This is a genomic window from Geobacter sp. 60473 (assembly GCF_036323535.1).
GTDB classification, from domain to species: domain Bacteria; phylum Desulfobacterota; class Desulfuromonadia; order Geobacterales; family Geobacteraceae; genus Geobacter; species Geobacter sulfurreducens.
This window is the reverse complement of record NZ_AP028967.1, coordinates 812,216-839,003: the sequence shown is the minus strand read 5'-3', so window position 1 is coordinate 839,003 and position 26,788 is coordinate 812,216. Positions and strand designations below refer to the sequence as shown.

Annotated in this window: 23 protein-coding genes and 1 pseudogene; 4 read left to right on the top strand and 20 right to left on the bottom strand. The window is 62.3% G+C overall.

Annotation, left to right across the window (positions count from 1 at the left end; all coding sequences use genetic code 11):
* Nucleotides 1-10: 10 nt before the first annotated feature.
* The 19 genes and pseudogenes from leuS to rnc all read right to left on the bottom strand — a co-directional run bounded on the left by leuS (nt 11) and on the right by rnc (nt 21,752).
* Nucleotides 11-2,485, bottom strand: coding sequence for a leucine--tRNA ligase (leuS, locus tag AABA48_RS03750; RefSeq protein WP_286352176.1), 2,475 nt, complete (start codon nt 2,483-2,485; stop codon nt 11-13).
* Nucleotides 2,486-2,610: 125 nt separating this feature from the next.
* The gene (locus AABA48_RS03745; RefSeq protein WP_286352175.1) at nt 2,611-4,746 is read right to left on the bottom strand and encodes a cytochrome c3 family protein; all 2,136 of its coding nucleotides are present in this window, start codon (nt 4,744-4,746) and stop codon (nt 2,611-2,613) included.
* 91 nt (nt 4,747-4,837) lie between these two features.
* The gene (locus tag AABA48_RS03740; RefSeq protein WP_286352174.1) at nt 4,838-5,224 is read right to left on the bottom strand and encodes a response regulator; all 387 of its coding nucleotides are present in this window, start codon (nt 5,222-5,224) and stop codon (nt 4,838-4,840) included.
* Nucleotides 5,225-5,251: 27 nt separating this feature from the next.
* Complete coding sequence (locus AABA48_RS03735; RefSeq protein ID WP_286352173.1) at nt 5,252-6,076, bottom strand: GAF domain-containing protein; 825 nt, start codon at nt 6,074-6,076, stop codon at nt 5,252-5,254.
* Nucleotides 6,077-6,121: 45 nt separating this feature from the next.
* Nucleotides 6,122-7,062 (bottom strand): annotated as a pseudogene (locus AABA48_RS03730) (chemotaxis protein CheB).
* Complete coding sequence (locus tag AABA48_RS03725; RefSeq protein ID WP_286352171.1) at nt 7,059-7,928, bottom strand: CheR family methyltransferase; 870 nt, start codon at nt 7,926-7,928, stop codon at nt 7,059-7,061. Before AABA48_RS03725 ends, AABA48_RS03730 begins: the two are co-directional and overlap by 4 nt.
* Nucleotides 7,928-9,931: a HEAT repeat domain-containing protein gene (locus AABA48_RS03720; protein WP_286352170.1), complete on the bottom strand. Its 2,004-nt coding sequence runs from the start codon at nt 9,929-9,931 to the stop codon at nt 7,928-7,930. Before AABA48_RS03720 ends, AABA48_RS03725 begins: the two co-directional genes overlap by 1 nt.
* Nucleotides 9,932-9,958: 27 nt before the next feature.
* Nucleotides 9,959-10,909 carry a zinc-ribbon domain-containing protein gene (locus AABA48_RS03715; RefSeq protein WP_286352169.1) on the bottom strand — a complete coding sequence of 317 codons (951 nt, stop codon included), beginning with the start codon at nt 10,907-10,909 and terminating at the stop codon, nt 9,959-9,961.
* Nucleotides 10,909-11,385 carry a chemotaxis protein CheW gene (locus AABA48_RS03710; protein ID WP_286352168.1) on the bottom strand — a complete coding sequence of 159 codons (477 nt, stop codon included), beginning with the start codon at nt 11,383-11,385 and terminating at the stop codon, nt 10,909-10,911. The genes AABA48_RS03715 and AABA48_RS03710 overlap by 1 nt, the downstream gene beginning before the upstream one ends.
* Nucleotides 11,386-11,439: 54 nt before the next feature.
* Nucleotides 11,440-11,811 (bottom strand): response regulator transcription factor, encoded by a 372-nt coding sequence (locus tag AABA48_RS03705; protein ID WP_286352167.1) that lies wholly within the window; start codon nt 11,809-11,811, stop codon nt 11,440-11,442.
* 19 nt (nt 11,812-11,830) lie between these two features.
* The gene (locus tag AABA48_RS03700) at nt 11,831-12,589 is read right to left on the bottom strand and encodes a chemotaxis protein CheW (protein ID WP_286352166.1); all 759 of its coding nucleotides are present in this window, start codon (nt 12,587-12,589) and stop codon (nt 11,831-11,833) included.
* Nucleotides 12,590-12,645: 56 nt separating this feature from the next.
* Nucleotides 12,646-13,449 carry an ExeA family protein gene (locus AABA48_RS03695; protein ID WP_286352165.1) on the bottom strand — a complete coding sequence of 268 codons (804 nt, stop codon included), beginning with the start codon at nt 13,447-13,449 and terminating at the stop codon, nt 12,646-12,648.
* On the bottom strand, nt 13,450-15,528 hold the full coding sequence (locus AABA48_RS03690) for a chemotaxis protein CheA (RefSeq protein WP_286352164.1): 2,079 nt from the start codon (nt 15,526-15,528) through the stop codon (nt 13,450-13,452).
* Between the two features lie 18 nt (nt 15,529-15,546).
* Complete coding sequence (locus AABA48_RS03685; RefSeq protein ID WP_286352163.1) at nt 15,547-15,912, bottom strand: response regulator; 366 nt, start codon at nt 15,910-15,912, stop codon at nt 15,547-15,549.
* Nucleotides 15,909-17,594, bottom strand: coding sequence for a response regulator (locus AABA48_RS03680; RefSeq protein ID WP_286352162.1), 1,686 nt, complete (start codon nt 17,592-17,594; stop codon nt 15,909-15,911). The genes AABA48_RS03685 and AABA48_RS03680 overlap by 4 nt, the downstream gene beginning before the upstream one ends.
* Nucleotides 17,595-17,728: 134 nt before the next feature.
* Complete coding sequence (gene der, locus AABA48_RS03675) at nt 17,729-19,045, bottom strand: ribosome biogenesis GTPase Der (protein ID WP_286352161.1); 1,317 nt, start codon at nt 19,043-19,045, stop codon at nt 17,729-17,731.
* Nucleotides 19,042-19,938, bottom strand: a complete 897-nt coding sequence (gene era / locus AABA48_RS03670) for a GTPase Era (RefSeq protein WP_192905440.1) — start codon at nt 19,936-19,938, stop codon at nt 19,042-19,044. The genes der and era overlap by 4 nt, the downstream gene beginning before the upstream one ends.
* 42 nt (nt 19,939-19,980) lie before the next feature.
* A complete protein-coding gene (locus AABA48_RS03665; RefSeq protein WP_338271122.1) occupies nt 19,981-21,009 on the bottom strand; it encodes an elongator complex protein 3 in 1,029 nt (342 codons plus the stop codon).
* On the bottom strand, nt 21,006-21,752 hold the full coding sequence (rnc, locus tag AABA48_RS03660) for a ribonuclease III (RefSeq protein ID WP_286352159.1): 747 nt from the start codon (nt 21,750-21,752) through the stop codon (nt 21,006-21,008). The genes AABA48_RS03665 and rnc overlap by 4 nt, the downstream gene beginning before the upstream one ends.
* A 134-nt stretch (nt 21,753-21,886) precedes the next feature.
* Here rnc and tmk point away from each other — a divergent pair, with 134 nt between their 5' ends.
* The 4 genes from tmk to metG are packed head-to-tail and all read left to right on the top strand — an operon-like array spanning nt 21,887 to nt 26,131.
* Entirely contained in the window at nt 21,887-22,528 is a 642-nt protein-coding gene (gene tmk / locus AABA48_RS03655; protein ID WP_338271121.1) for a dTMP kinase, read from the top strand.
* Nucleotides 22,529-22,532: 4 nt separating this feature from the next.
* The gene (gene holB, locus AABA48_RS03650) at nt 22,533-23,504 is read left to right on the top strand and encodes a DNA polymerase III subunit delta' (protein ID WP_338271120.1); all 972 of its coding nucleotides are present in this window, start codon (nt 22,533-22,535) and stop codon (nt 23,502-23,504) included.
* 60 nt (nt 23,505-23,564) lie between these two features.
* On the top strand, nt 23,565-24,602 hold the full coding sequence (locus AABA48_RS03645; protein ID WP_010942871.1) for a PSP1 domain-containing protein: 1,038 nt from the start codon (nt 23,565-23,567) through the stop codon (nt 24,600-24,602).
* A complete protein-coding gene (metG, locus tag AABA48_RS03640; RefSeq protein WP_010942872.1) occupies nt 24,599-26,131 on the top strand; it encodes a methionine--tRNA ligase in 1,533 nt (510 codons plus the stop codon). The genes AABA48_RS03645 and metG overlap by 4 nt, the downstream gene beginning before the upstream one ends.
* A gap of 4 nt (nt 26,132-26,135) precedes the next feature.
* Here the strand turns inward: metG and AABA48_RS03635 are convergent, their stop codons facing one another.
* The gene (locus AABA48_RS03635) at nt 26,136-26,735 is read right to left on the bottom strand and encodes a YdcF family protein (RefSeq protein ID WP_338271119.1); all 600 of its coding nucleotides are present in this window, start codon (nt 26,733-26,735) and stop codon (nt 26,136-26,138) included.
* Nucleotides 26,736-26,788 lie beyond the last annotated feature (53 nt).

Sequence of the window (26,788 nt, the reverse complement as noted above, 5' to 3'; positions counted from 1 at the left end):
GGGCCACCGGTCACCCCACCACGATATTGAGAAGCTTGCCGGGGACATAGATAGCCTTGCGGATCTGCTTCCCGTCAAGCCACGGCTTTACCTTGTCATCGGCAAAAGCCGCGGCCTTTACCTGCTCCTCGCCGGCATCCACGGCAACCGTCACCTTGCCGCGCAATTTGCCGTTCACCTGCACGACAATGAGGAGTTCCTCCTCAACAGTCGCCTCGGGATCGTACGAGGGCCAGCCGGACGTCTCCACTCCCCCCTGGTGTCCCAGGGACTCCCAGAGTTCCTCGGCCACATGGGGAACAAAGGGTGCGAGCAGTTGCACGACGCTTTCCACCGCCTCCCGGAGAACCGGGGCGTTTTCAGGAGCGTTCTTCGGCTCGAAGGACTGGATGGCGTTCACCAGCTCCATGACTGCCGAGATGGCCGTATTGAAGTGGAACCGCTCGTCCAGGTCATCGGTCACCTTACGGATGGTCTTGTGCACGGTCCGGCGCAGGTCGCGCGCTCCATCGCCCAGGGCGGCCGGGTCGGGCTTGCCCGCGGAGCCGATGAAGGGCAGAACCTCGAAGACCAGGCGCCAGACACGGTTGAGGAAACGGAAGCTTCCCTCGACCCCCTGGTCGCTCCAGTCCAGATCCTTCTCGGGAGGCGCGGCGAACAGGGTGAACAGCCGGGCCGTGTCGGCACCGTAGCGCTCGATCAGGGCATCGGGGTCCACCACGTTCCCCTTGGACTTGCTCATCTTGGCCCCGTCCTTGATGACCATCCCCTGGGTGAGGAGGTTCTTGAACGGTTCGGCCACGGTCACGTACCCCAGGTCGCGCAGGGCCTTGGTGAAGAAACGCGAGTAGAGAAGGTGGAGCACGGCGTGCTCGATGCCGCCAATGTACTGGTCCACGGGCATCCAGTACTCTGCCTTGGCTCGGTCGATGGGGCCGCAGGCGAAATCGGGGCAGCAGTAGCGGAGAAAATACCAGGAGGACTGGACAAAGGTGTCCATGGTGTCGGTCTCGCGCCGGGCCTCGGCACCGCACTGGGGACAGGTGACGTTGACGAACGATTCGACCCTGGCAAGGGGATTTCCCCCCTCGCCCGTGAATTCGGCGTCCATGGGGAGGATCACCGGCAGGTCCTTGTCCGGCACCGGCACCACGCCGCAGATATCGCAGTTGATGACGGGTATCGGGTTCCCCCAGTAGCGCTGGCGGGAGATGCCCCAGTCGCGCAGCCGGTAGTTGACGGTCTTGGTGCCGATCCCTTCCTTTTCCAGGTAATCGGCGATCTTCTCCTTGGCCGCATCGCTTCTCATGCCGTCGAAGGGGCCGGAGTTCACCATGACCCCCACCTCGGTATAGGCGGCGGTCATGGCGGCCGGATCCAGGCTTTCGCCCTCGGGCTGGATCACCACCTGGAACGGCAGGTCGTACGTGCGGGCAAACTCGAAATCGCGCTGATCATGGGTGGGCACCGCCATGACCGCTCCGGTGCCGTAGTCGAGCAGGACGAAATTGGCGAGATAGACCGGCATCCGCAGATTGGTCACCGGATTGATGCAGTAGGCGCCGGTAAAGACCCCTTCCTTCTCGAAGTCATCGGCGGTCCGCTTGATCTTGTCGGTCTTCTTGACCTTGTCGATGAACGCCTCCACCTCGGCGCGGCGCTCCGGCGTGGTCAACTCCAGGGCCTGCGGGTGCTCGGGCGCCAGGGACATGAAGGTGGCGCCGTAGAGGGTGTCCTGACGGGTGGTGAACACCTTGACCTTCTCGACTTTCCCCTCGACCGGGAAATCGATCTCGCAGCCGAAGCTCTTGCCGATCCAGTTCCGCTGCATCACCAGAACCCGCTCGGGCCAGCCGGGAAGGTTCCAGGTATCCTCAAGCAGTTCCTCGGCGTAGCGGGTGATGCGGAAGAACCACTGGTCGAGCTCTTTCTGGGTCACATCGCTGTCACAACGCCAGCAGCAGCCGTCCTCCACCTGCTCGTTGGCGAGCACCGTCTCGCAGGCGGGGCACCAGTTCACGAAAGAGCTCTTCTTGTAGACGAGCCCCTTCTCGTACATCTCCAGGAACATTTTCTGTTCCCACTTGTAGTAGTCAACATCGCAGGTGGCAAGTTCGCGGCCCCAGTCATAGGAAAGGCCCATCTTCTTGAGCTGGCTCCGCATGTAGTCGATGTTCTCGTAGGTCCACTTGGCCGGATGGCTGCCGTGCTTGATGGCGGCGTTTTCGGCCGGCATGCCGAAGGCATCCCATCCCATGGGGTGCAGGACGTTGAAGCCGCGCATCCTCTTGAACCGGCCCACCACGTCGCCGATGGAGTAGTTGCGCACATGCCCCATGTGAATGCGGCCCGAGGGATAGGGAAACATCTCGAGCAGGTAATATTTCGGCTTCGACGGATCTTCGGTGACCGTGAAGGTTTTGTTCTCTTCCCAGATTTCCTGCCACTTCCCCTCAACGTTTTTGGGGATGTAACGCTCTTGCACGCCGGCACCTCCACCTGATTCTGACGATAGTTCGAAAGGTTTGTTATTAGCACAAAAAAGCCGGCCATGCAAACAGAGAGGTTTGCCGGCCGGCGCGGGTCTGATCGGCAGTTGCGGGCTGCGGCTCAGTAGAGCCGCTGGTGGCACCTGACGCAGTTGACCGGATCGCTAACGGTGAAGGCCATGCTGAAGCCGTGGCAGGCACCGCAGGATTTGCCCTGCTCCATCTCCTTCATGGTGGAGGATTTCCGGCCGGCCCCGGCGGTGACGATCGTGCCGTGGCAGTCGCTGCAGGCGTATCCCTTGGCGGTGTGGTTGCGGTGGCTGAACAGAACGCTCCCCACGTCGGCGGGGAGATCGTACTTGATCCCCTTGGTGGCGGGATGGCACCTGTCGCAGCCGGCGGTGACGGGAAACGCAGCCGATCCGTCGTGACAGGCGCCGCAGGAGGTGCCCCTCTCCATCTCCGCCATGGTAACGCGCCGGTTGTCGGGACCGGGCCGGTAGAGGGCATCGTGACAGTCACCGCAGCCATGGACCTTGAGATGGACGTCATGGCTGAAGCGGGCGCCGGACGGCGTAAAGGGGATGTCTTTCACCGGGTGGCATCTGGTGCAGTTCTCCCTGACGGTGAAGGCGGCCGTGCCGTCGTGGCAGGCGCCGCAGGACTCGCCCTTCTCCATGGCGGCCATAGTGACACGCCGGGCCGTGACTCCGGCGCCGACGACGGCATTGTGACAGTCCCCGCAGGAATAGAGGGCCGTATGGGAGCTGTGGCTGAATCGGGTTATGCCGGTCTGTTTTACGGGGATGGCCACCTCTACGGTCTCCCGGTGGCACGCGCCGCACTTCCCGCGGACCGAGAAGGCGGATGTGCCGTCATGGCAGGCGCCGCAGGAATTCCCCTGTTCCATCTGGGGCATGGTCCACCGGCGGTTGCCGGGGCCGGCCTTGAACAGATCGTTGTGACAGTCGCCGCAGGTGTTGGCCTCCAGATGTTTCACATGGGGAAAATACGAATTGGCCGCCATGTTCACGTCGCGCAGGGGGTGGCATCTGCTGCAGCTGTCCGCGGCCGTTGCCGGGAAGGCGCTTTTACCGTCGTGACAGGCGCCGCACGACAAGCCCTTGCCCATGTCGGCCATGGTGGCGCCCACACGGGCCGCACCGGTGGTGAAAATGCCGTTGTGGCAGTCGCCGCAGCCATACATCTGCCGGTGCGCGTCGTGACTGAAGACCACATTCCCCGCCACGGCCGTCCTGAAGCTGACATCACGGGTCTTCGGGTGACAGCGGTCACAGTTGCCGGTCACACCGAAAACGGTCTTATCCTCGTGGCAGACACCGCAGGAACGCCCCTGCTCCATATCCTTCATGGTGTAACGCCTGCTGGCGGCCCCGCCGATGAAGATGCCGCTGTGGCAGCTGTCGCAGTTGAGGAGCTTCGTGTGGAGCTTGTGGCTGAACATGGCGTCGTGAGCGGCGAAGGACACCTCCCTCACATTGGAGTGGCACCGGTCGCAATCCCCCTTGACCGAGAAGGCGGTATTGCCGTTGTGGCACCCCCCGCATGATTTTTGAGTCTCCATCTCCTGCATGGTATAGCGCCGGCTGTCAGGGCCGGCCGTGAAAAGCCTCCCATGGCACTCGCCGCAGCCGTAGCCGGCTGCCAGATGGAGCGTGTGGCTGAACGTAGCAGATGCCGCAAAGGTGATGTCACGGACCACATGGCACTTGGTGCAGTCCCCCTTGACCGAAAAGGCAGTGCTGCCGTCATGGCAGGCGCCGCACGACTTCCCCTGCTCCATGGCCTTCATGGATACATTGGGGTTGTCGGTTGCCGCCCTGAAGACGGCATTGTGGCAGTCGGCGCATCCGTAGGTCCCGAGCCCCAGATGGAAGGCATGGCTGAAGACCACGGCGCCGAAGGCGGGGATGTCGATGGGGACCTCTTTGGTCACATGACAGCGGGTGCACGCCGGCAGGCCGAAGGCGCGCTTGCCGTTGTGGCAGGCGCCGCACGAAGCACCCTGTTCCATGGCTTTCATGGTGACCGGCGCAGCCTTGTCGCCGATCTTGAAGAGCGTGTTGTGGCAAAGGGTGCAGTTGTTGCCCAGGGACTTGAGGTGAACGGGGTGGCTGAAGGCAACCGTGCCCGCGGTCTCAGTGGCGAAAGTGACGATCTTGTAGTCACGGGCAAAGAGAATGATGGGAAGAAACAAAAGCACTATGGCAGAAACAAGAAGGCGTAGGCGTTTCACGGGAACTCCCGGGCACGTGAGGAGTGAACGCGCTGACAATCCATCGACAATTCATCATGTTCCCGGATTGCTGTGCGCGGACTCCCGTAGGTCATGAATTCGGGGATATCCCCAGCAATTCTCTTGCCACCGACAGGACCTTGCCGGCCTGGATCGGTTTGGTAATGTAGGCGTTTGCGCCCAGGGCGAGTGCCCGCTCCCGGTCCTCGGCAGCCCCTTCGGTGGTGATGATGGCAATGGGCAGATGGTGATGGGAGGGGTCGCTGCGCACGAGGCTCACCAGCTTGAGACCGTCCATGACCGGCATATTGATGTCGGTGAGGATGAGATCGATGGCATGGGCGGAGAGCTTCTTGAGACCATCCACCCCATCGGACGCCTCCACAATGGAAATCCCCGGAATCCGTTTCAGGGCAAAAGCGATCAGTTGTCGCATGGTCGGTGAATCTTCCACGATCAGTACGGTTTTTTCCGCCATGATGAACGTCTCCTCAGAACACAACGGCTATGTGGTCAGCAGATTGATGAAGCCCTGCATGGTGGAGAGCTTGCGCTCGGAGTCCGAATAGATGCGGGAGCTGAAAATGGCCGTGGCCGCGTGTCCCGCCAGGAGCGTGAACAACTCGTAGTCGACGCCGGCGAAGCTCTTTTTCTGGATCAGAAGCTTGTAGATGGCGATGACGCCGATGACGTGCTCCTTGATCTTCAGCGGGATGCAGACCATGGGCCGCTGCAGGTCCCGCTCGCAGGTCTCCGGCCCCTCGGCGAAGTAGTTCTCGCCGGTGCCGGCAGCGGTACCGATGACTCCCTCGCCCAGGCGCACCCGGGGAAGTTCATCCAGCGCGATCCCTTCGGCGGCGACGGCGTCCAGGCTGCCGGTCTTCTCATCGACGAGCATCACGGCGAACTCTTCGGCACCGATCAGGTTGATGATGATCTCGGTGATGATCTGGAGCACTTCACTAAAATCGAGGGTGGAGTGGAGCTGATAGCTGGCAATGTAGAGATTGGCCAGATTGTTGTTCTCCTCCTCGATCTCCACGTAGCGAGCGGCGAAATCATTATTTTCCGCCTCGATCTGCCGGATCTGGCCGATTATTTCCTCTATTTCCCGCTCAAGCTCATCTACCCGGGCGGCAAGCTTGCGGTTCTCGACGGCCAGGGCCGCCGCTACCCCCTCGCCCTTCTGGTCGGCCTCCATCTGGAGGATCCGAAACCGGAGACGCTCATTTTCCCGGAGCAGCTCCTGGGTAAACTCCGCCCCCTTCTTGAATGCCTGAAGAAACTCGTCGGCCCGCGCCAGCAGCCCCTTTTCCTCTTCCACTGACATGTCTCGCTCCTATGCCCCTTCAGCACTCAGGCTGAGGGGGATCGGTCAATCAACGTCGCTGAGAAGACCGCACCGCTGCATGATCTCGCGGGACATGCGGTCCAATGGCACTATCTTGTCAACCACCCCGGTGGCAATGGCCTCCTTGGGCATGCCGAAGACCACGGCCGTCTCTTCGGCCTCGGCCAGGGTCTGCCCCCCCACCCGATTGATGGCCGCGACCCCTTTGCTGCCGTCATTCCCCATACCGGTGAGCACCACGCCCAGCGTACGCGGACCATAGACCTCGGCGCAGGAAAGGAGCATGGCATCCACGGACGGCACGTAGCGATCTTCCGTGCCCGGCATCACGATCCGTGCCAGAATCTCGCTTCCCTGACGCTCAAAGACCATATTGTGCCCGCCGGGAGCGATGAGCACCCGCCCGGCCCGCACCTCGTCGCCGTCCGCCGCCTCGCATATTTCAAGAGGCGACAGCCGGTTCAGGCGTTCCGCAAATGTCCGCGTGAACCCCGCCGGCATGTGTTGGGACACCACGACCGCCTGGGGAAACGCCCCCGGCAGGGAGCAGAGGATCCGCTGAAGGGCCGGCGGCCCTCCCGTGGAAGCGCCGATGGCCACCACCTCCAGTCGTCCGGCGGGACGTGGAGCGGCGCTCTCGGTCCGTGCAGCTGCGGACAGATACGGTGCGGTGCCGGAGGTCCTGCGGCCTGCCGCGACAGCAGCTCGCTCCTGGAACTGATAACGATGACGGCGGTGGGTGAGTATTCCATCACGATTCGCAGAAGGGTGAACCCGTCCATCCTGGGCATTTCGAGATCAAGAGTCACCAGGTCCGGTTTCAGGTCGATGATCTTGCGGATCCCCTCCTCGCCGTCGGCGGCATACCCGATCACATCCACCTCGAGCATGCTCTCCAGCATCTTGGTGATGGCGCGGCGGCTGTAGGCCGAATCGTCGACGACCAGAACCCTGATCTTTCTCATGGCCGACCTCCCGGAGGGAGAGGCTTCTGGTAGACCATGTCGTTCTTCAGGTGCTTGAGGGCAAACGCCGTGGATATATTCATCAGCGATTCGGAATGGCCGAGCAGCAGGTAGCCTCCGTCCCGCAAGGCGCGGTGGAAGGATTCAATCACCGTCTTGCGGGCGGCCTGGTCGAAGTAGATGATGACGTTGCGGCAGAAGATAACGTCCATGCGGCCCAGCAGCGCGATGCGGTTGGTGTCGAGGAGGTTGAGGTGACTGATGGTGACCAGTTCGCGGACCCCGTCGTTGACCCGGAACATGCCGTCCTGTTCGGTGAAGTAGCGGCGGACATATCCCTCGTCGGTGACCCGGAACGATGACTTGCCGTAGACCCCCTTGCGGGCCTGCTGAATCACCCGCTGGCTGATGTCGGTTCCGATGATTTCCACGTGCCAGCCGGCAAAGCCGCCCATTTCCAGCAGAAGCATGGCAATGGTGTACGGCTCCTCGCCGCTGGAGCAGCCGGCGCTCCAGATGCGGAGCGTCCGGTCGCCGGCCTTGACCTTGGCGTCGCGGATTTCAGGGATGATCTCCTGGGTGAAGGCTTTGAGCTGAAACGCCTCGCGGAAGAAATAGGTCTCGTTGGTGGTGAGGACATCCATGATGTCCGAGAGTTCCTGGTCCTTCTTCCGGTTGTAGCGGAGGAAATGGTAGTAGTCCCGGAACCCCGACAGCTGGTGCAGTTGCACCCTCTTGGACAGGCGCTTTTCCAGAAGATAGGCCGAATCGTTGTCGAAGAAGAGACCGCAGTGGCTGTAAATAAGGTCCCGGATGAGGCGGAACTCCTCGTCGGACATGGGTATTTCGGGCTCGAAGGTAAACATTAGCGCAGACCGCCGAGCAGGGTTTGGAGTTCGTCGCGCACCAGTTCATCCTGCTCTCGCTGGAGGGCGGCAGTCAGGTGCGGCATCGCCTCGCGGCCCAGAAGACGGGTCATAGCCCTGGCGAAACTGATCCGGACATCCCAGTGGGAATGGCTCAGGAGGCGATCCCGGTAGGCATTCACCCAATCGCTGCCGTCGTTCGCCAGCAGATCGATCGCCACTTTAACCACCTCTTCGTCGCCGCTATCAAGCCCTCGCTTCACCAGACGCACCGCCCGATCGCCCTCGATCTCGGAGAGCGTCTCCAGGGCCGTGATCATAACCACCCCATCGGCGGAGTCGATCAGCCGCTCGATAGCGTCCAGTGACCGCTCTCCGCCGATCCGGCCGAGGCTCCTCAGGGAGGCGCACCGCACCCACGGATCCTCATCATCCAGGGAAAGGATCAGGGGGTCCACCGCCTCAACTCCGCCGATCTCGCCGAGGCCCGAGGCTGCCGCGATCCTCACGTCCGGGTCTTCGTCCACCAGTGCCATCACCAGATTGGAAACGCTTTCGGGGAGATGCTGTTCCGCCAGGGCCGACACGGCGCTGCGCCGCACCAGGGGGTCCTCATCCTTCATCAGGAGCGCCAGACGGTCTGCATCGCCCAGGGATGCGTAAAGCCGAACCGCGTCGTGCCGCGAACCGGTGATTGGCGAATCGGCGAGTTTACGGGCAATGGCCCTCACTCCGGCCGGCTCGGCCGGGGCAAGGCGGATGAGGCCATTAATGGCCCCTTCGCGCACATCGTGCTCCCGGTCGTCAAGCAGGGCCGCGATGGCCCCCATCAGGGAGAGGAGGCCGATCTTGCCCACCGCCACGGCAGCAGCCTTGCGCATCATGGGCCGGGTGCTCTCCATGGCCGAGCCGAGGAGATCGGCGCACCCGGTGAAGCCAAGCTCACCCCAAACCTGGATGATGATCGACTTTTCCTCGTCGTCCGCCGCAGGATAGGCGGCCGCCAGGGCCTCCATCCCCCGCTCGCCCATCGTGCGCAATCCCTGGAGACAGAGCCTTCTGAGCCGTTCGTCCCGACATCCCTGCAGAAGGGGCAAGGCGGCGCGGGCATCGCCGATGTAACCGAGAACCCGGATCAGTGCGTCACGCACCCCCTGATCCGTGGTATCCAGGGAACCGAGCAACCCCTCGACCACGGCAGAGCCTGCAAGCCGCGCCAGGGCATCGTCCACGCACCTGGCCGCCGCGGCGCCGGCAAGACGGCCCCGCAGACGGATAATGGCGCAGACCGCCGCCTCCCGCACGGCACGGACACGGTCGCCGAGCCCTTCCACCAGGAGCGGTACCGCTTCGGCATCGCCCACGGCACCGAGGCACTCGATTACCGGCCGCTTCAGAATGCCATCCGACGCGTGGGGGGTAAGGATATTCACCGGCACCGGTTCGCCGATGCGGGCCAGGGCGCCGAGGATGGAGTAGCTGAACCAGACATCGTTCTTGCCGAGGGCGGCCAAAAGGGGCGCAACAGCGCGCAGATCGCCGATCTTGCCGAGGTTTTCCGCGGCAGCGGCCGAAACGTTGGGATCCGGGTCGTCAAGAGCGTCGATCAGGGCGGGGATACTTGACCGGTCGCCGATGGTGCCGAGGATGTCGACCACAAACTTGCGGACGTCGCGGTCGTCATCCTTGAGGTGAGTGAGCAGTGCAGGCACGGCCCTCGCCTCCAGCCCTTCGAGCACCTCGACGGCCGAATTGCGCAGACCGGCATTGTCCACCGACGAGAGCAGCCCGATGATCCCCTCAATGGCTCCCTCATCCGGGCACATGCCGAGCAGGAGAGACACGGCCTCTTTGCGTACCCGCCAGCTGACGTCACCCATGGCGACGAAAAGCGGCTCGCGGGCATCGGCAAGAGGAACGGCCGCCAGGTCGAGCACGGCCCGACGCCTTGTCTCTTCGTCGGTCGATTGGAGGTCGGCATTTACGGTTTCCAGAACAGCCACGCACGTGCTCCTTGCGTTGATTATAAGTTACAGGCCGAGTTCTTTCCTGATCGTGCCGATGAACTCGGCGAACGCATCATCCAGGTACGACGTTCCGGCGCGGACATCGCCGGGCACCCTGTTCTCGTAGAGGGAGCGCCCTTCGGCCACGTCCTCGGCAAGCAGCTCGAAGAAGGTGCCGTTGCGGACCCCTTCCCGCACGAGGTCGCGATTATAGAGGGCGATATCCGAAACAATGAGCCGGGCAAGCCGGCGGGCCTTAAGATGCTCATCTGCGAGTGCCGGTTCGCCCCCGCCATATTCGTCGTTGCGGGCGTCTCCGCAGTGCTGCGCCCCCGAGTCCCCGCCGGGAGAGGGCTGTTCTCCGGGAGCCATTGCCGGGCCATCTTCCCGGGAAGGGGTTCCTCCGCGGAGCGGCGACATTTCAGGTGCCGCGTCCGCCAGGAGCCGGCGAACGCGGGCGGGCAATCCGTCCGGAATATGGTGCTTCTCCAGATAGTCGTCCGCTCCGTGGAGCGACTCGGGAGCACGCTTGTACTTCGCCTTGTCATAAATGGAGGCGACGAGAATGATCTTGATGTCCGCCGTGGCCGGCGAACCCTTTACCGCTTCACATATCTCGAAAGCGAACATCCCGGAGAGCGCCGCATCGAGAATAGCCACCCGGGGATGCTGCTCAAGGATTATCCCATAAGCACCGGCACCCTCGGCGGCCTCAAGAACCTCGAATGGTTCACCGGCCAGAGCCTGCCGGACAGTATTACGGAAAACCGGATTTTCATGGGCCACGAGAACCCGCGTCACTGTTTCCGTGGTGGACGGCTGGTGCGTGATGCGCGGGGAGGCTTTTCCCCGCACCTTGAAGACGGTGCGGCACGAACTGCACCGCAGCGTTACTCCACCGTCCGGGATCCGGGCTCCGTCAAGCCGGTACCGCGCCCGGCAGACAGGACACCCTGCGACGATCACATCCGCCATCAACGCCCCGTCCCGGCAAGGCCGGCAATGGCCGACGCTTCGCGGCTCGTCAGGATGCGATCGAGATTGACGAGCATGACCAGGGTATCCCGCACCAGGCAGACACCAATCAGGTACTCGGCACTGACCCCGTCGATGGAATGGGGGGGTGGCTTGATGTCGCCCACCTGCACCGTGACCACCTCGGTCACGTCATCAACCACGAGCCCCACCAACTGCCGGCTCACCCCAACCACGAGAAGACGGGCCTCTTCAAGCGCCACCCGCTCGGGCAATTCGAACCGCTTGCGCAGATCGATCACCGGAATCACCATGCCCCTGAGATTGATGACTCCTTCCACAAAGGCCGGGGCCTTGGGGATCTTCGTCAGCTTCTGGGGACGGATGATCTCCTTGATCCGCATGATATCGGCGGCAAAGGTGGCGTCGCCGAGGCGGAAGCAGGCGAGCTGTATTTCCTGGATGTCGGTTTCCATGCGTATCCTTCGGGAGCGTGGGTCTGATACGTATGCGAAGGGCGGCCGGCAGCGTCAGGCAGCCAGAAGTCCCTGAATGATCTCGATGATCCGGGCCGACTTGAACGGCTTGGTCACATAAGCGGAAGCACCGGCCTCCAACCCCTTGTCACGGTCCTGGGTGCTTTTCTTGGCAGTGAGCATGACCACCGGGATGTGGCGCGTTGACGGGTCGGCCTTGATCATCTGGCAGACCTCGAAGCCATCCATTCCCGGCAACATGATATCGAGAATAATCAGGTCGGGAGGAGTAGCTGCAATATAGTCAAGGGCGGCCTTGCCGTCGGTAACCCCTGCCACCGCGTAGCCGCGGGAAGACAGCAGAATGCTTTCAAGTTTGAGCAGACTCTCTTCATCTTCGACGATCAGAATCCTTTTCTTTTCCATCGGCATACCCTCCTGGGTATTACATCAATGCTGAATCGAGCACCTTTTCCAGCTGAAGAAGTATTATTATTCCGCCGTCATGGCGGCCTATGCCGTTGACAAATTCACGATCCATGCCATCGAGTACGGCAGGCGGATGCTCGATGGTTGCAACCGGTATCTTGACTACCTGGGTAACCTCGTCCACCAGAAGTCCGCACAATCCCTCTCCGTGCTTGACGACGACAATCCGCTCCTTCCCGCGGGCCACGGCATCGGCCAGGCCGAGACGCTCACGCAGGATGAACACGGGAATGATGATGCCGCGCAACGACAGAACCCCGGCGACAAACGGCGGTGAATGGGGCACATCGGTGGTCTCCCGGGGTTTGATGATCTCCTTCAATTCCATGATATCGATGCCGTAGGTTTCGTCGGCCACCCGGAAGCACAGGACTTCCAGATAGTTTTCCGTCTCCCTGGCGGGTTCTGCCTCTGTATCGGAGACAAGGTCTTCCACGAGGGCTGCCCGGCGCCCCTGGAGGATGAGCGCCAGAGGGTCGAGAACGGGCGGAGCGGCCGCCGGCACGGAAGCCGGTACCGGAAGGGCAGCATCATCGGGAGCGAACACATCGTCGGAAAGCTCCTGGAACTCCGGGACCACCGGCGCTGAAGGTGCGTCGGCAGCGGGCCGGGACGGTTCCGGTCGGGGCTCCCGCCGCATGTCGCCCGTCGGCGCGGCCCCCCCCTGCTGGCGGTCACGCTGGGCCTTTCTACGTATCTCGGCGATATCCATCATATCCGTTTTCCCTCGCCATGCAAGTTACGACGGCTCCCCACGGAAGCTGTGAGCTGTCAGTACAGGTTCGCCTCATCCCGCAACTCCTCCACCAGAGAGGCGTCGATCCACGCCGCATCCCTGCCGTAGCCGACCAGCAGGGCATTGGTTGCCAGGATGTTGATCTTGCGCGGCACGCCGCCCGAAAGTTCATGAATCCGCTGCACCGCGTCAGGGGAAAAAAGCCCCGGCGTCCCCCCGGCCACTTCGAGCCTGAAATCGATATACTCCAGAGTCTCGTCGAGGCTGAGGGGCTGAAGGTGGTAATGAAGTGCAATCCGCTGCCGCAGGGGCTCATGGACCGGGTCGGCCAGGATCTGACGCAGCTCGGGCTGTCCCATGAGGACGACGCTCATGAGGTTCTGGTCGTCCAGCTGGTAGTTGGTGAGAAGCCTGATCTCATCGAACACGTCACGGTCCGGAATAAGCTGGGCCTCGTCCACCACGATCACCGGGCAGCGCCCCTCGGCATGCATCAGATAGAGCGTTTCGGTGAGTTGTTTCAGCAACTCGTCCTTGGCCCCCGCGGGATTGTCGACCCCGAGGCTCCGGGCGATGACCCGCAGAAACTCCAGCGGCGAGAGGCGGGGGTTGAAAATGAAGCAGAAGCGGCACGCCTCGCCCATGGCATCCATGAGCGCCCGGGAAATGGTGGTCTTGCCGCAGCCGATATCGCCGGTCAACAGGGCCAGCTCCCGCTCCTCCACGGCATACTGGAGCCGCGCAAGGGCCTCCCGGTGCCCCCGCGACAGGAAGAGGTAACGCGGATCGGGGGTCTTGGAAAACGGCTTTTCCCGCAATCCATAGAATTCCCGGTACATTTACCCCCCGCTCCGCAGGGCTTCGCCGATGATCCCCCCCACATCCATGACGAGGATCGTCCTCTGGTCGCCCAGGTCGGCGGCGCCCGATATCCCCTTGTACCCCTTGAACATGTCGCCCAATGACTTGATGACAATGTCCTGCTGCCCCACCAGATCGTCCACGATGATGCCCAGCCGTTTTTCGGCCACACCGACCACTACCACATAGAAGCTGCCGGGCGGTGGAGTCTCGCGCTTGACCTTGAAAAAACGCTCCAGCCGCACCAGCGGCAGAGTGGTCTCCCGGAGCTGGTACACCTCTTTCCGTTCCACGGTAAGGATTTCCCGCTCCTCCACAATGATTGTTTCCAGCACCGACGTGATCGGGATTGCGTACGTCCGGTCCGCGGTGAGGACCAACAGCGCCTTGATGATGGCGAGGGTGATCGGCAGGGTTATGATGATCCGGCTCCCCTTGCCGAATTCGCTTTCGATGTCGACCATGCCCGACACGGCGGCGATATTGCTCTTCACCACGTCCATGCCGACGCCCCGGCCCGAGAGTTCACTCACCTTGTCCGCCGTGGAAAAGCCGGGGAGGAAGATGAAGTCGAGGGCGTCCCGGTCGCTCACCCCCTCCAGGGTCTTGATGAGCCCCTTCTCCAGGGCCTTCTGCTTGACTTTCTCGATGTTGAAGCCCCGGCCGTCGTCGGCCACCTCGATGACGACGTGGTTGCCTTTCTGGTAGGAAGAAAGCCTGATCGTTCCCCGCTCGGGCTTGCCGGCGGCAATCCGTTCCTCGGGAGTTTCCAGCCCGTGATCGATGGCATTGCGGATGATGTGGACCATCGGGTCCGAAATATCCTCAATGATCAGCTTGTCCAGCTCGGTGTCTGCGCCGAACAGCTTGAGATCGACCTTTTTACCCTGCTCCCGGGACACCTTCCGAACAATGCGGGCCATTTTTTCGAACAGCTGTCCCACCGGGATCATCCGGATTTCCATGACCCCCTTCTGGAGCTCGGTCAGCTTGCGGTCAAGCCCCTTGGCGGCCTTGCCCAGCTCGATGGCAAGGGATGAGAACCCCGCCAGCCTCATGCGGGTGGTGATATCGGCAATGGTGGAGTGGGAAAGGACCAGTTCCCCTACGATGTTCATGAGTTCGTCAAGCTTCCCGATGTCGACCCGGACCGTGCGGCTCATGCTCTTGGCTGTCAGTTGGTCATCAATACCGGCCGGCACTGTGGCAGGCGTTGCCGGCGCCGGAACGGACGGCAACGGGGAGGACGGCGGCGGGGACGCCGGGGCTGCGACGGGCGGGGCAGAGCGCTCTTCCGGCTGGGCGGCAGAGCCGTAGTGGATAATGGTGAGCCCGTCCCGGTCGAGCAGTGCGGTCAGACCTTCTTCGTCCAAGTCGGTGCCGAAGAGGATGTCGAAATCTATGAAGGATTCGGGGGAAGTGCTGGCGCTCGGCAGGGTACTGACGACCTCGCCCTCTTTTTTGAGCGTGTCGGAGATTTCTCCCAGGTCCTGGTCAAAAGACATGAGACTGAACGATGCATGGATTGAAAAGATATTCCGACGCTTTTTCACATTTTCCAACAGGCGGTGTTCTTCGTACTCCGTCAGGGAGCTCAGGACCTTTTCAGGCATGCCCAGTTCCCTGAGGGGTGAAACTTCCAGGGCTTCCCGGGCCGAGGCACAGGCATTGAGCCGTGATACGGCATCCTCGATTGCCGCGCTGTGATCCTCGCCGCTGCCGATGCCACGGATAATCCCGCTCAGCAGTTCCATGGAATCGAACAGCACGTTCATGGTTTCGGGGGTGAGGGGGATCTTGCCGAGCCGCAGGGAGTCGAGCAGGTTCTCCAGATTGTGGGACAGGGACTGGATTTCCGTAAAGCCGAACATTCCCGCCAGGCCCTTGAGTGAGTGGGAGCCGCGGAAAATGGCGTTCAGGAGATCAGGGTCGCATTCTCCGCTGTCGGCACAGTCGCTGAGAGTGACCAGGTCGGTATTGAGCTTTTCGACAATCTCTTCGGCCTCGGCCAGAAAATCATCAACGGCCCTGCCTGATGCGTCGTGCGTGTTGGTCATGGAACCCTCTACCTCTGCTCAGGAGGTGTACTTGACGATCAGATCCTGGAGACGGGCCGGGTCGAACGGTTTGACGAGATACTCGTTCGCCCCGAGCGACAGCCCCTTTTCCCGGTCCCGCTCACTCCCTTCGGTTGAAATGATGAAGAGCGGGATGTGCTTGTAATTGTCGCTGGTGCGGACAAAGCTCACCAACTCAAGCCCGTTGATGTCGGGCATGTTGATATCGGTGATGATCAGGTCGAGCCGCTCCCGGGGAAGCAGGCGCAACGCCTCGAATCCGCTGGAGGCCTCGACGACCTCGAACCCATCCAGCGACTGGATGGTGGCCACCAGCATCGATCGCATGGTGGCAGAGTCTTCGGCAATCAGAATCCTCTTCACGTTCCCCCCTGGACACTTTCGAGAAGCTTGCGCTCCAGAAGCGCCTTTTCCATGGCAACACCGGCCTGGGAGAGAAAAATCTCCAGGGCTTCGGTGCCGCCGATCGGCTTTTTGTCGGGCAGGTTGTCGCCGTAGAGGATGGCGACGACCCGCCCCTCGCTCACAATGGGGCCGACAAAAACCTCGTCGGGGATCTCCTGCCCCAGGTGCTCGAACAGGTATCGGTTCCAGGCGGCCGGCTCGGGCCTCACCACGGCTGGATGCTTGGCTTCAATGATCGCACTGAAGGGAGATTCTCCGTTTCGCGGAATTCGCAGCCTTCTCACTCGCGCGTCGGCGACTCCCCCGGTCTCCTCGATGCCGAACTGGCCAAGCCCGACGATCTCGTCGCGCCTCACCATGAAAATGATCGCCCGATTCATGAACTCGGCGGCAAAACGGAGGACCATCAAGGTAACGCCTCCGCCGAGGGCGGGATTGGACAGTTCTTCGAGCATCCCCCGCAGCAGCGTGATGCCGGTGCTCGGCTCCACGGCCTCGACCTCGCCGTTCAGGTCGTCACCCAACTCCAGGCGCAATTCATGCCCCAGATTCACCATGTCGCCCGTGGCAACGGCGAGCTCGCCGGCCCGGAGCCTCCAAAGCACATCCAGCAGATCACGGCAAAAACGGTCGGCTTCCCGGAAGTCCCCCATCCGGGCTCGCCGCGGCTTGATGATGTGGGGATACCCCAGCGCCCCGATCCGGCGTTCGGCGTCGCTGTTATGGTAGTCGGACATGACCAGTAGCCGGAGGTCGGGAAAATTATTCCGCACGAGCTCCACGAGTTCAAGCCCCCCCAGAATACCCGTGCCGTCCATGCGCGGCATGATGAGATCCGCAAGGACCACCGGCCGCTTTCCCTTGCGATAGAGGGAGTCGATCCGGATCAGCGCGTCCTCGCTTCGCTCCTGCTGATAAACCCGGTAGCCTCCCTGCTCCAGCGCCGCCGCAAGCGTCTCACGGGTCAAGTCATCGTCGTCGACAAGGACAAGCGATACCGGCTCTTCGGCCTTCGCCGCCGCGTCAGGCTGCGAACGGGTCTGACCGGAATCTGGGGGATCCTCCATGCCGGCCAGGGGCGGGACGGCGGCATGCGGCGCAACAGCTGGCGGGAGGACTCCGCGATGCCGCTGCTCGTCGATGAGCCGCGCGCCTTCCATGGCCAGGAACTGGGGATTCAGCCCCTGGTCGAGCATGAACTGCATCGGGTCCATCCGGATGTTGTCGACCGCTTCCACGTTCTCCTGGAGCTCGAAGTCGAAGGTCCCCTCGACCCAGGCGAACAGCGAGTAGACAACTTTTTCGAACTGCTCCCGGACCACCTCGTCGATGGCTGCCGCCGCGACCCCGTACTGGCGGATCAGGATCAAGCCGAGCCGCTCCTGGAATCCTTCCCGTTCCTGAAGGGCAAGGGCGCCGCGGAGGGTCGCCAGGTCGATGAGCCCCTTGCGGATCAGCAACTCGCCGAGGCTTTCCTGGAAACTGCTCGACGACGCCCGGATCACCTTGCCCTGGCGGAAAGCGATCTCGCCCAGTCGTCCCCTGCTGTTGAGCCGCAAGACTCCCGATTTACGGGAAAGGCTCACAATCTGGAGAATTTCCCCCAGGCCCAGATCTTCCAGGTTGCCGACGAGACTCATACTCGAATCCTGTCAACAAGCCGCGAATTGGTGCTGGAAGCGGCGCCCATCATAAACCATCGACCCATGCAAGTAAAGTGGTTACGGCTCCTCGCGAGAGGCCGTCCAGCCGCCATTTACGCTCGTTCGGAGGGCTAGCGCTCCCGCCCCCTGAACAGGAGGCGCAAAGGCGTTCCGGTAAAATCGAACGCCTCGCGGAATTTATTGACAAGGTACCGTTCATAGGAAAAGTGCATCCCATCCGGCCGATTGGTGAAAATGACAAAGGTGGGGGGCCTGGTCCCCACTTGGGTGGCGAAGTAGAACTTGACCCGCCGCCCCATGACGAGCGGATGGTGATGACTCTCCACCGCTGCCGAAAAGATCCGGTTGAGCTCCGAGGTGGTGACCCGTTTCACGTACTGGGCCATGACCTTGTCCACCTCTTCCATGATCCGGTTGAGCCGCTGGCCTGTTTTTGCCGACACAAATACTATCGGCACAAAGGCGAGATACTTGAATTCAGTCCTGATCTTATCCACGAAGCGCCCCACTGAGCTGTTGTCCTTCTCAATGGCGTCCCACTTGTTGACCACGAAGATGCAGGCCTTGCCCGCCTCGAAGGCATAGCCGGCAATCCGTTCGTCCTGCTCGGTCACCCCCTCCTCGGCATTGAGCACGATGAGGACCACGTCGGCCCGCTCGATGCTGCGCAGGGAGTCCACCACGCTGTATTTTTCGATCTTCTGGGTGGTCTTCCCCTTGCGCCGGATGCCCGCGGTATCGATGAGGAGGTAGCGCTTCTTGTTGCAGGTGAACCAAGTGTCCACGGAATCCCGGGTGGTGCCGGGAGTCGGATTGGCCACCACCCGCTCGTATCCCAGCAGCCGGTTGACCAGGGAGGACTTGCCCACATTGGGGCGGCCCACGACGGCAATCTTGGTCGCATTGCGCTCCTCGGGGCTGGTGGTCCGCTGGGGCAGGGCCGCCACCACCTCGTCCATCAGGTCGCGCACGCCGCGGTTGTGCTCCGCTGAAATGGTAAGCAGATTGTCGACTCCCAGGGAGTAGAACTCGGATGCCGCCACCTCAAGGGTTTCGCCATCCACCTTGTTGACCACGAAGAAGACCGGCTTGTCCACCCGCCGGAGCATCTCCACCACCTCCACATCGGCGGGGTTGAGCCCGGCACGGCCGTCCATGAGGAAGAGGATCACGTCGGCCTCTTCCATGGCGAGCCGGGACTGCTCGCGCATCTGCTGGAGGAGCCGGTCGGAACTCTCGGGCTCGAACCCGCCGGTGTCGATCAGGATGAAGGGGACGTCGAAACGGGTGACCGTCTCGTAATTGCGGTCCCGGGTTACGCCGGGCATATCGTCAACTATCGCCTTGCGGCGCCCCACGAGGCGGTTGAAAAGGGTCGACTTGCCCACATTGGGGCGACCTACTATGGCAACGATCGGCAGTATCATCGGTATCCGAGCTCCTTGAGTATATTCGGGTTTTCGCTCCAGTCCCTGCGGACCCGCACGAAGAGCTCCAAAAACACCTTCGTGTCGAGCAGCCGCTCGATCTCCAGCCGGGCCTCGCTGCCGATCTGCTTGAGCATGGCCCCCTTGCGGCCGATGATGATCCCCTTCTGGGAGTCGCGCTCCACCGTGATGGTGGCTGAAATGGAGACGAGGCCTCCGTCCTCCCGCTCCCGGAAGCTGTCCACCTCCACGGCGGTGGAGTAGGGAATCTCGTCACGGGTGAGGCGAAAGACCTTTTCCCGCACGATCTCGGCCACAATGAACCGCTCGGGCAGATCCGTGAGGATGTCGTCCGGAAAGTAGACCGGCCCCTCGGGCAGGGTATCGCGCACCACCTCTACCAGCCGCTCCACATTCTCGCCGGTTTCAGCGGAAACCGGCACCACTTCGCGGAAGGGAAACAGCTCGGCATAGGCGGTGAGCCTCTCGGCCAGGATATCAGGATCGATGAGGTCGATCTTGTTGACAACCAGGAAGACCGGTACATTCACGCCGGGCAGAAGCCCCGCGATCTCCCGCTCCTGGTCGCCCGGAGCCCGGTTGGCCTCCACCAGCAGCATGACCAGGTCCACCTCGCGGATGGAGGAAAGGGCCTCTTCCACCATGAATTTGTTGAGCCGCGAACGGGCGTGGTGGATTCCCGGCGTGTCGATGAACACGATCTGGGCGCCGGGCAGATTGTGGATTCCCTGGATGCGGTTGCGGGTCGTCTGGGGTTTGTCCGAGGTGATGACGATCTTTTCCCCGAGAATCCGGTTGAGAAGCGTCGACTTCCCCACGTTGGGGCGGCCGATGATCGAGACAAAGCCCGAGCGGAATGGCGTTTTCGACAACATAGTACTCCTTGTGAGTGTGGCCGCCGCTAGGGCGGCTGTTCAGTCGGTCAGACCGCCGGCAACGGTGCCGCCGGCGTGGGTCAGGGTAAGGGTATCGGGTGCCGCGGTGGGACAGCCGGCAACCCCGGTGATGACGATCCCCCGCCGTTCCAGCAGGCGGGACAGGTTGGCGCGCCGCTGTCCCACCACATCGGAAATCCGTGCGGGGGCACAGGCCACCGACACCTCGGTTCCCGCGGCAAGGCCGGCGGTAAGCCGTTCCAGCAGCCGGTACCAGAGCTCGCCCTCCACGAGCTGGCGCAGGGCCGGGTGCCAGGGACCCGCCAGCACCGAACGTTCCAGGATATCCGTCGGCTGAAGGCCCAGCCGGATGACCGGGACCCCGGCCCGCTTGCAGGCCAGCAGCATGTCGGCACAGAGAGGTACGGCATCGGCAAGGGTCAAGGGGGTGTAGCTCCCTTCGGCCCAGAGTCCGGCAAGCCTGGTCCCCGCCACTACCAGGGTCGGGTAGATGCGGAGGGAGACGGGTTTCAGATCGAGTATCCGGGTGAGGGAATCCAGTGAGCGCTCCCGGCTGTCGCCGGGCAGTCCGGGCATCAGTTGCGCCCCCGCTGCGATCCCCTCGCGCCGCAGGACCTCGAATGCCCGCACCGTATCAGCGGCCGAGTGTCCTCTGCCGGATGCTGCCAGGACCCGGTCGTCCATGGATTGGACGCCCAGTTCCACGCTGGCTACCCCCATGGACCTCAAAAAGCCGGCTGTTTCGGCATCGAGGGCGTCAGGCCGGGTGGAAAGCCGCACGCTCCTGACGGAACCATCGCGCCGAAGAGGCTGCAGCGCCGTCAGGAGCCTCTCCTGATCGTTGCGGGGAAGGCTCGTGAATGTGCCGCCGTAAAAAGCCGCTTCAACGGGCCGGCCCCTGCCGAAGGTCTTCACTGCGGAATGGATCTCTGCGACGGTCGGAAGCCGGCCGGCCCGGCCCGCAATGCGTTCCTGGTCGCAGAAGACGCAGCGGTGGGGGCATCCCTGATGGGAAATAAAAAACGGGACGATAACGGACCGCGTCATGGGACAGCGCTGCGCCGCCCCGCTTCGAGGCGTTCCAGGCATTGCCGCGCTGCAGCCTGCTCCGCCTCCTTCTTGCTCCTGCCCGTCCCCTGGCCGAGGAGGCGCTCACCCGCGTACGCCGCCACGGTGAAGCGCAGATCATGGGCGGGACCACTGGTATCGACCAGGACATATCGGGGCAAGCCACCATACAGGGCTTGGGCCAGTTCCTGGAAATCAGTCTTGAAATCCCGCCCCTTTACCCCGGCAGCAACACCGGCCAGGCGTGGGCCGAACCACGTTTCCACGAGACGCTCCACCGGAGCCATACCTCCATCGAGATACATGGCCGCAAGAAGGGCTTCCAGAGCATTGGCGAGCAGCGATCTGCGGTGGCGGCCTCCGGAGCGCTCCTCGCCGCGCCCGAGGCGCAGGTAGCTGCCGAGCTCCACGGCCGCGGCCAGGTCGGCGAGAGTCTCTTCGCCCACCAGGGCCGATTTCATCCGTGCCAACGCTCCCTCCCGGCTTTCGGGGTAGTGTCGCAGGAGCATCTTGCCGATGCAGAAACCAAGGATGGCATCGCCGAAAAATTCGAGCCGCTCATTATCGGGAACCGTCGGGGAGCGGACCTCGTTCAGCCAGGAACGGTGAGTCAGGGCCTCATCCAGGAAACTGCGGTCGATGAAGCGATAGCCGATCGAGGCCTCCAGCCCCTCCGTCGATGCCGCGCCGCCGGCGACTGCTTGTTCATCCGTTTCACGCATAGCTGGGAAGTATAACCCGATTCCATCGTCTTTATCAATAGATATGCGGACCGGCAGCCATTTTGCGCTTGATAATGCATAACCTCTCGCCTATAATTCAGCCTTTACGAATCGAGAGGGTACGTCCGGGCCGTATGGGCTATTTCATTACATTCGAAGGCATCGAGGGATGCGGCAAAACGACCCAGATCCAGCGGGCGGCGCAGTCCCTCAGGGAGGCGGGCCACCGGGTGGTCGTTACGCGCGAACCGGGCGGTTGCCCCATTGCCGACGACATCCGGGCTATCCTGCTGGACGCCGGCAACAGCGCCATGGTTCCCATGACGGAGCTCCTCCTCTACGCGGCGGCGCGGGCCCAGCACGTGGCCGAGGTCATCGCGCCCGCCCTGGCGGAGGGTGCAGTGGTCCTCTGCGATCGCTTTACCGATTCCACTCTCGTCTACCAGGGCTTCGGCCGCAACCTGGACCGGGATCTCATTACCCGGCTCAACACCCTGGCTGCGGGGCAGATCCGGCCGGACCTCACCATCCTCCTCGACTGCCCCGTGACGGTGGGGCTTGCCCGGGCCACGGCGCGGATCAGCTCCCGGCAGACCAACCGGGAGGAACGTTTCGAGCGGGAATCGCTCCTCTTTCACGAGCGGGTGCGGGAGGGATTCCTCTCCCTGGCCGGCGGGGAACCCCACCGGTTCGCCGTGATCGACGGAAATGAAGGGGTAGAAGCGACGGCAACGGCCGTGGCGGATGCGCTCCTGAGCCGCGTGCCCCGGAGGTAGGACGATGCCTTTTTCCCGCGTCCTCGGCCAGGAAACCGCCGTTAATGTCTTGCGACGCGCGCTCCGTTCGGGCAAAACGGCCCACGCCTACCTTTTCGAGGGAATCGAAGGGTGCGGCAAGATGACCACCGCCCTCGCCTTCATCGAGGCAGCCTTCTGCCGGCGGGATGACGGCTGCGGTTCGTGCCCCTCCTGCCGGAAAATGGCCGGACTCCAGCATCCGGACCTGCACCGTCTGGCTCCCGAGGGTGCATTCATCAAGATCGACCAGGTCAGGGAACTGCAGCGGGAGCTTTCCCTGCGTCCGGTTGAGGCACCGATGAAGGCATGCATCATCGACGATGCCGACCGGCTCAACCCGGCAGCGGCCAACGCGCTGCTCAAGACGCTGGAAGAACCGCCGGGCAACGCCCTTCTGATCCTGCTCACCACGAATCCGGCGGGGATTCTCCCCACGGTCCGTTCCCGCTGTCAGCTCCTGAGGTTTTCGCCGCTCCCCGAGCGGGTGATCGAAGAATACCTGACGGACGCTGGACGCGAACCGACCGAAGCCCGCCTGGCCGCGTCCCTGGCCGGCGGCAGCCTCTCCCGGGCACTGGAGATGGATGAAGGGAGCGCCGGAACGGCCCGGCAGGGACTGTTCGAACGACTTCGGACCCTCACTCTGGAAGAGATCACCCCCCTCTTCGCGGCCGCCGAGGAACTGGCCGCGGACCGGGAACGCGCCGTGGAGGCCCTTGGCACCCTCACCTCCCTGCTGCGAGATATTCTCCTCATCCAGGGGGGAGGCAACGAGGTAGTCAACCGGGATCTCGTCCCCCTTCTCGAAGAAGAGGCGTGCCGGGTGGCGCCGGAGCGGACCCTCAACCGCCTCGGCCACGTCATGGAGGCGCGCCAGGCGCTTCAGCGCAATGCAAATCCCCGGCTCACCATGGACGTGCTCCTCATGCGCCTGGCGGACCGGACGACACCGTAACGCGCTTCGTTACACAACGGGCATTCAAACAAACAACGGGGAACTCCCCGGGAGGATAGTGTGGTCAAAATCGTCAAGGTCCAGTTTCATACCGCCGGAAAACTCTACGACTTCGGGTCCGGCGACCTCGACCTGAAACAGGGTGACCGGGTCATCGTCGAAACCGAGCGGGGCCGGAGCATTGCCATGGTCGTCACCCCGCCGCGGGAATACGAAGACACCCATGTCCCGGAGGGGCTCAAGAACATCGTCCGCCTCGCCGAACCGTCCGACCTGGCTTCGGCGGCCCGCAACGCGGCCAAAGAGCAGGACGCCTACCATTTCTGCCTCCGCAAGATCAAGGAGCGGGGCATGGACATGAAGCTCGTCAAGGTGGAGTATCTCTTTGACGGGAGCAAGGCCATTTTCTACTTCACCGCCGACGGGCGGGTCGATTTCCGGGAGCTGGTCAAGGATCTGGCCCACCAGTTCCATACCCGCATCGAGATGCGCCAGATCGGGGTACGGGACGAGTCCAAGATGATCGGCGGCATCGGCATCTGCGGCCGGGAGCTCTGCTGCTCGTCCTTTCTGCGCGATTTCGAGCCCGTCTCGGTCAAAATGGCCAAGGAGCAAAACCTGGCCCTCAACCCCACCAAGATCTCGGGCCAGTGCGGCCGGCTCCTCTGCTGCCTCGGCTACGAATTTGAAACGTACTGCTCTCTCAAGAAGTGCCTGCCCAAATGCGGTAAGATTGTGAAGTGCGGCACCGCGGAGGGCGAAGTCGTCAAGCAGAACATCCTGGAAGGGACCGTCACCATCCGGACCGAGGAAGATCGCGAGATGGTCGTCAAGGGCGAGGAGATCAAGCCCGAGAACATCTTCGATCGCCCCAAGGCCCCGCGCAAAGAGGGAGGACGGGAGAAAGACCAGAAATCGCCCCAGGACGGAGAACGTCGCGAACGTCCCCGGGACCGCGACAAGGAACGCAAAGAAGGCTCAGGCGGCGAACGGCGCGAACGTCAAGAGCGGGAGCAGGCTCCCCCCCGCGAGGAGGGGAACAACCGGGAGCGCCGGGGCGGCAAGGGAAGAGACCGGGATAAAAAGGAGAAGAAATGAGCCGAACGTTCTATGTCACGACACCCATCTACTACGTAAACGACGTACCGCACATCGGCCACGCCTACACCACCCTTGCAGCAGACGTTCTCGCCCGCTACAAAAAGCTCAAGGGGTACGAGGTCTTCTTCCTCACCGGCACCGACGAACATGGCCAGAAGGTCGAAAAGGCGGCCAACACCGCCGGCGAAACGCCCCTGGAGCTGGCCGACCGGGTGGTCAAGCGCTTCCAGGGCCTCTGGGAAAAACTGGACATCCAGTATACCGACTTCATCCGCACGACCCAGGAACGGCATAAAAAAGGGGTCTCGCACATCTTTACCAAAATCATGGCCCAAGGTGACATCTACCTGGGTGAATATGAAGACTGGTACTGCACCCCCTGCGAAACCTTCTGGACCGAAACCCAGCTCATCGACGGCAAATGCCCCGACTGCAACCGCCCGGTGGACAAACTCAAGGAAGAATCCTACTTCTTCCGGATGAGCAAATATCAGGAACAACTCCTGGCCCACATCGAGGCAAATCCCGATTTCATTCAACCCAAGAGCAGGCGCAACGAGATCATTTCCTTCGTAAAAGAAGGCCTGCGCGACCTCTCCGTCTCCCGGACCTCCTTCAACTGGGGCATTCCGGTTCCCGGAAACGAGAAACATGTCATCTACGTCTGGTTCGATGCCCTGACCAACTACATCACGGCCCTGGGCTACCCGGACGAACAGAGCGCGTTCAAGACGTTCTGGCCGGTTGACGTCCACCTGATCGGCAAGGATATCCTCCGCTTCCATGCGGTCTACTGGCCCACATTCCTCATGGCCGCAGGCCTGCCGGTACCCAAAAAGGTCTTTGCCCACGGATGGTGGACCGTGGAAGGCCAGAAGATGAGCAAGAGCCTCCAGAACGTGGTGGAGCCCAACATGCTGGTGGACCGGTACGGCATCGACGCGGTCCGTTATTTCCTGCTGCGGGAAGTCCCCTTCGGACTCGACGGCGACTTCTCCCACGCGGCCCTTGTCCACCGGATCAACTCCGACCTGGCGAACGATCTGGGCAACCTGCTCAACCGCTCCACCGCCATGGTCAACAAGTACTTCGACGGCGTTCTCCCCGCCCCCGGCCCCCAGACCGAGCTGGACACTGCCTTTAGGGAAAAGACCGAAGCCATGGTGCGCCAACTGGATGCCTGCATGGACGAACTGGCCTTCAGCAAGGGACTTCAGGCTATTTGGGAAGTTATCTCTGCGGGAAACAAGTACATCGACGAGACGGCACCTTGGGCACTGGCCAAGGACCCGGCCAAACGGGAATACCTCGGCACGGTCATGTACACGCTGCTGGAAGCCCAGCGCATCGTGCACCTGGTCCTCTCGGCCTTCATGCCGCGCACCTCCGCCAAGGCCCTCGGCTACCTGGGATGGACGGAGCCCTGCCGCGAAGAAGACCTCGCCTGGGGCAGGCTGGCGCCCGGGACGCTGATCGTCAAGGCGGAAGCGCTCTTCCCACGCATCGAGGAGAAGGAAGAAAAATAGGTCCCTATCTGGCCGGAATCCTCAGCTCTGCCGACGCGAAGAGGAAGAAGAACCTGAACAGGCAGTACTTGTAGAACTCACTGAAGAGAAGCCGGAAGCTCCCCTTGTCGTCCCACCACCGCTCTTTGAGATTGGTGGTATCTACCGGGTGGGGATAGATGGCGATGTCGCGCGGCAGTACCTGCCTGAAGAGAAGAGTGGCCCGTTTCATGTGGTAGCGGGAGGTGATCAGCCGGATTGAACGTACCTCTTTCCGCATGATTATCTCCCGGCCGTAGAGTGCATTTTCAAGGGTGTTGCGGGACAGGTTTTCCAGGAAAACACGATCTGCGAGCCGCTCTCCCTCCCGGTCCCGAAACAGATCCCGCTTCTTTACCACGGGATCGACGCCGATGAGATAGAGATACGTGCCTTTGCGTTCCCGGAAGAGGCGGACTCCCTCCTCAACCCTCCCCCGTCCCCCGGCCAGAACCACGATGGCATCGGTGGCCACATCCCTCTGGCGCAGGGAGAAGGTTTTGTAGGCAAAGTCCACAAACAGCACGGCCACTATGATCAGCACTACGATGAGAAGGGATATGATCCCCCGGAAAAAGAGAGCCATCACACATCCTTGACGGAATATTTCACTTGCATTCGCACTTTCCGTCTGCTATA

Excerpts from the sequence above, each read along its gene's own strand:
- holB (WP_338271120.1), top strand. The coding sequence starts at position 22,533 with ATGCCTTTTTCCCGCGTCCTCGGCCAGGAAACCGCCGTTAATGTCTTG.
- AABA48_RS03665 (WP_338271122.1), bottom strand. The coding sequence starts at position 21,009 with ATGACGCGGTCCGTTATCGTCCCGTTTTTTATTTCCCATCAGGGATGC.
- metG (WP_010942872.1), top strand. The coding sequence starts at position 24,599 with ATGAGCCGAACGTTCTATGTCACGACACCCATCTACTACGTAAACGAC.
- der (WP_286352161.1), bottom strand. The coding sequence starts at position 19,045 with ATGATACTGCCGATCGTTGCCATAGTAGGTCGCCCCAATGTGGGCAAG.
- rnc (WP_286352159.1), bottom strand. The coding sequence starts at position 21,752 with ATGCGTGAAACGGATGAACAAGCAGTCGCCGGCGGCGCGGCATCGACG.
- AABA48_RS03715 (WP_286352169.1), bottom strand. The coding sequence starts at position 10,909 with ATGGCGGATGTGATCGTCGCAGGGTGTCCTGTCTGCCGGGCGCGGTAC.
- AABA48_RS03705 (WP_286352167.1), bottom strand. The coding sequence starts at position 11,811 with ATGGAAAAGAAAAGGATTCTGATCGTCGAAGATGAAGAGAGTCTGCTC.
- AABA48_RS03725 (WP_286352171.1), bottom strand. The coding sequence starts at position 7,928 with ATGTTTACCTTCGAGCCCGAAATACCCATGTCCGACGAGGAGTTCCGC.
- AABA48_RS03740 (WP_286352174.1), bottom strand. The coding sequence starts at position 5,224 with ATGGCGGAAAAAACCGTACTGATCGTGGAAGATTCACCGACCATGCGA.
- AABA48_RS03710 (WP_286352168.1), bottom strand. The coding sequence starts at position 11,385 with ATGGAAACCGACATCCAGGAAATACAGCTCGCCTGCTTCCGCCTCGGC.
- AABA48_RS03695 (WP_286352165.1), bottom strand. The coding sequence starts at position 13,449 with ATGTACCGGGAATTCTATGGATTGCGGGAAAAGCCGTTTTCCAAGACC.
- AABA48_RS03680 (WP_286352162.1), bottom strand. The coding sequence starts at position 17,594 with ATGAGTCTCGTCGGCAACCTGGAAGATCTGGGCCTGGGGGAAATTCTC.
- tmk (WP_338271121.1), top strand. The coding sequence starts at position 21,887 with ATGGGCTATTTCATTACATTCGAAGGCATCGAGGGATGCGGCAAAACG.
- AABA48_RS03735 (WP_286352173.1), bottom strand. The coding sequence starts at position 6,076 with ATGTCAGTGGAAGAGGAAAAGGGGCTGCTGGCGCGGGCCGACGAGTTT.
- AABA48_RS03635 (WP_338271119.1), bottom strand. The coding sequence starts at position 26,735 with ATGGCTCTCTTTTTCCGGGGGATCATATCCCTTCTCATCGTAGTGCTG.
- AABA48_RS03690 (WP_286352164.1), bottom strand. The coding sequence starts at position 15,528 with ATGACCAACACGCACGACGCATCAGGCAGGGCCGTTGATGATTTTCTG.
- AABA48_RS03700 (WP_286352166.1), bottom strand. The coding sequence starts at position 12,589 with ATGATGGATATCGCCGAGATACGTAGAAAGGCCCAGCGTGACCGCCAG.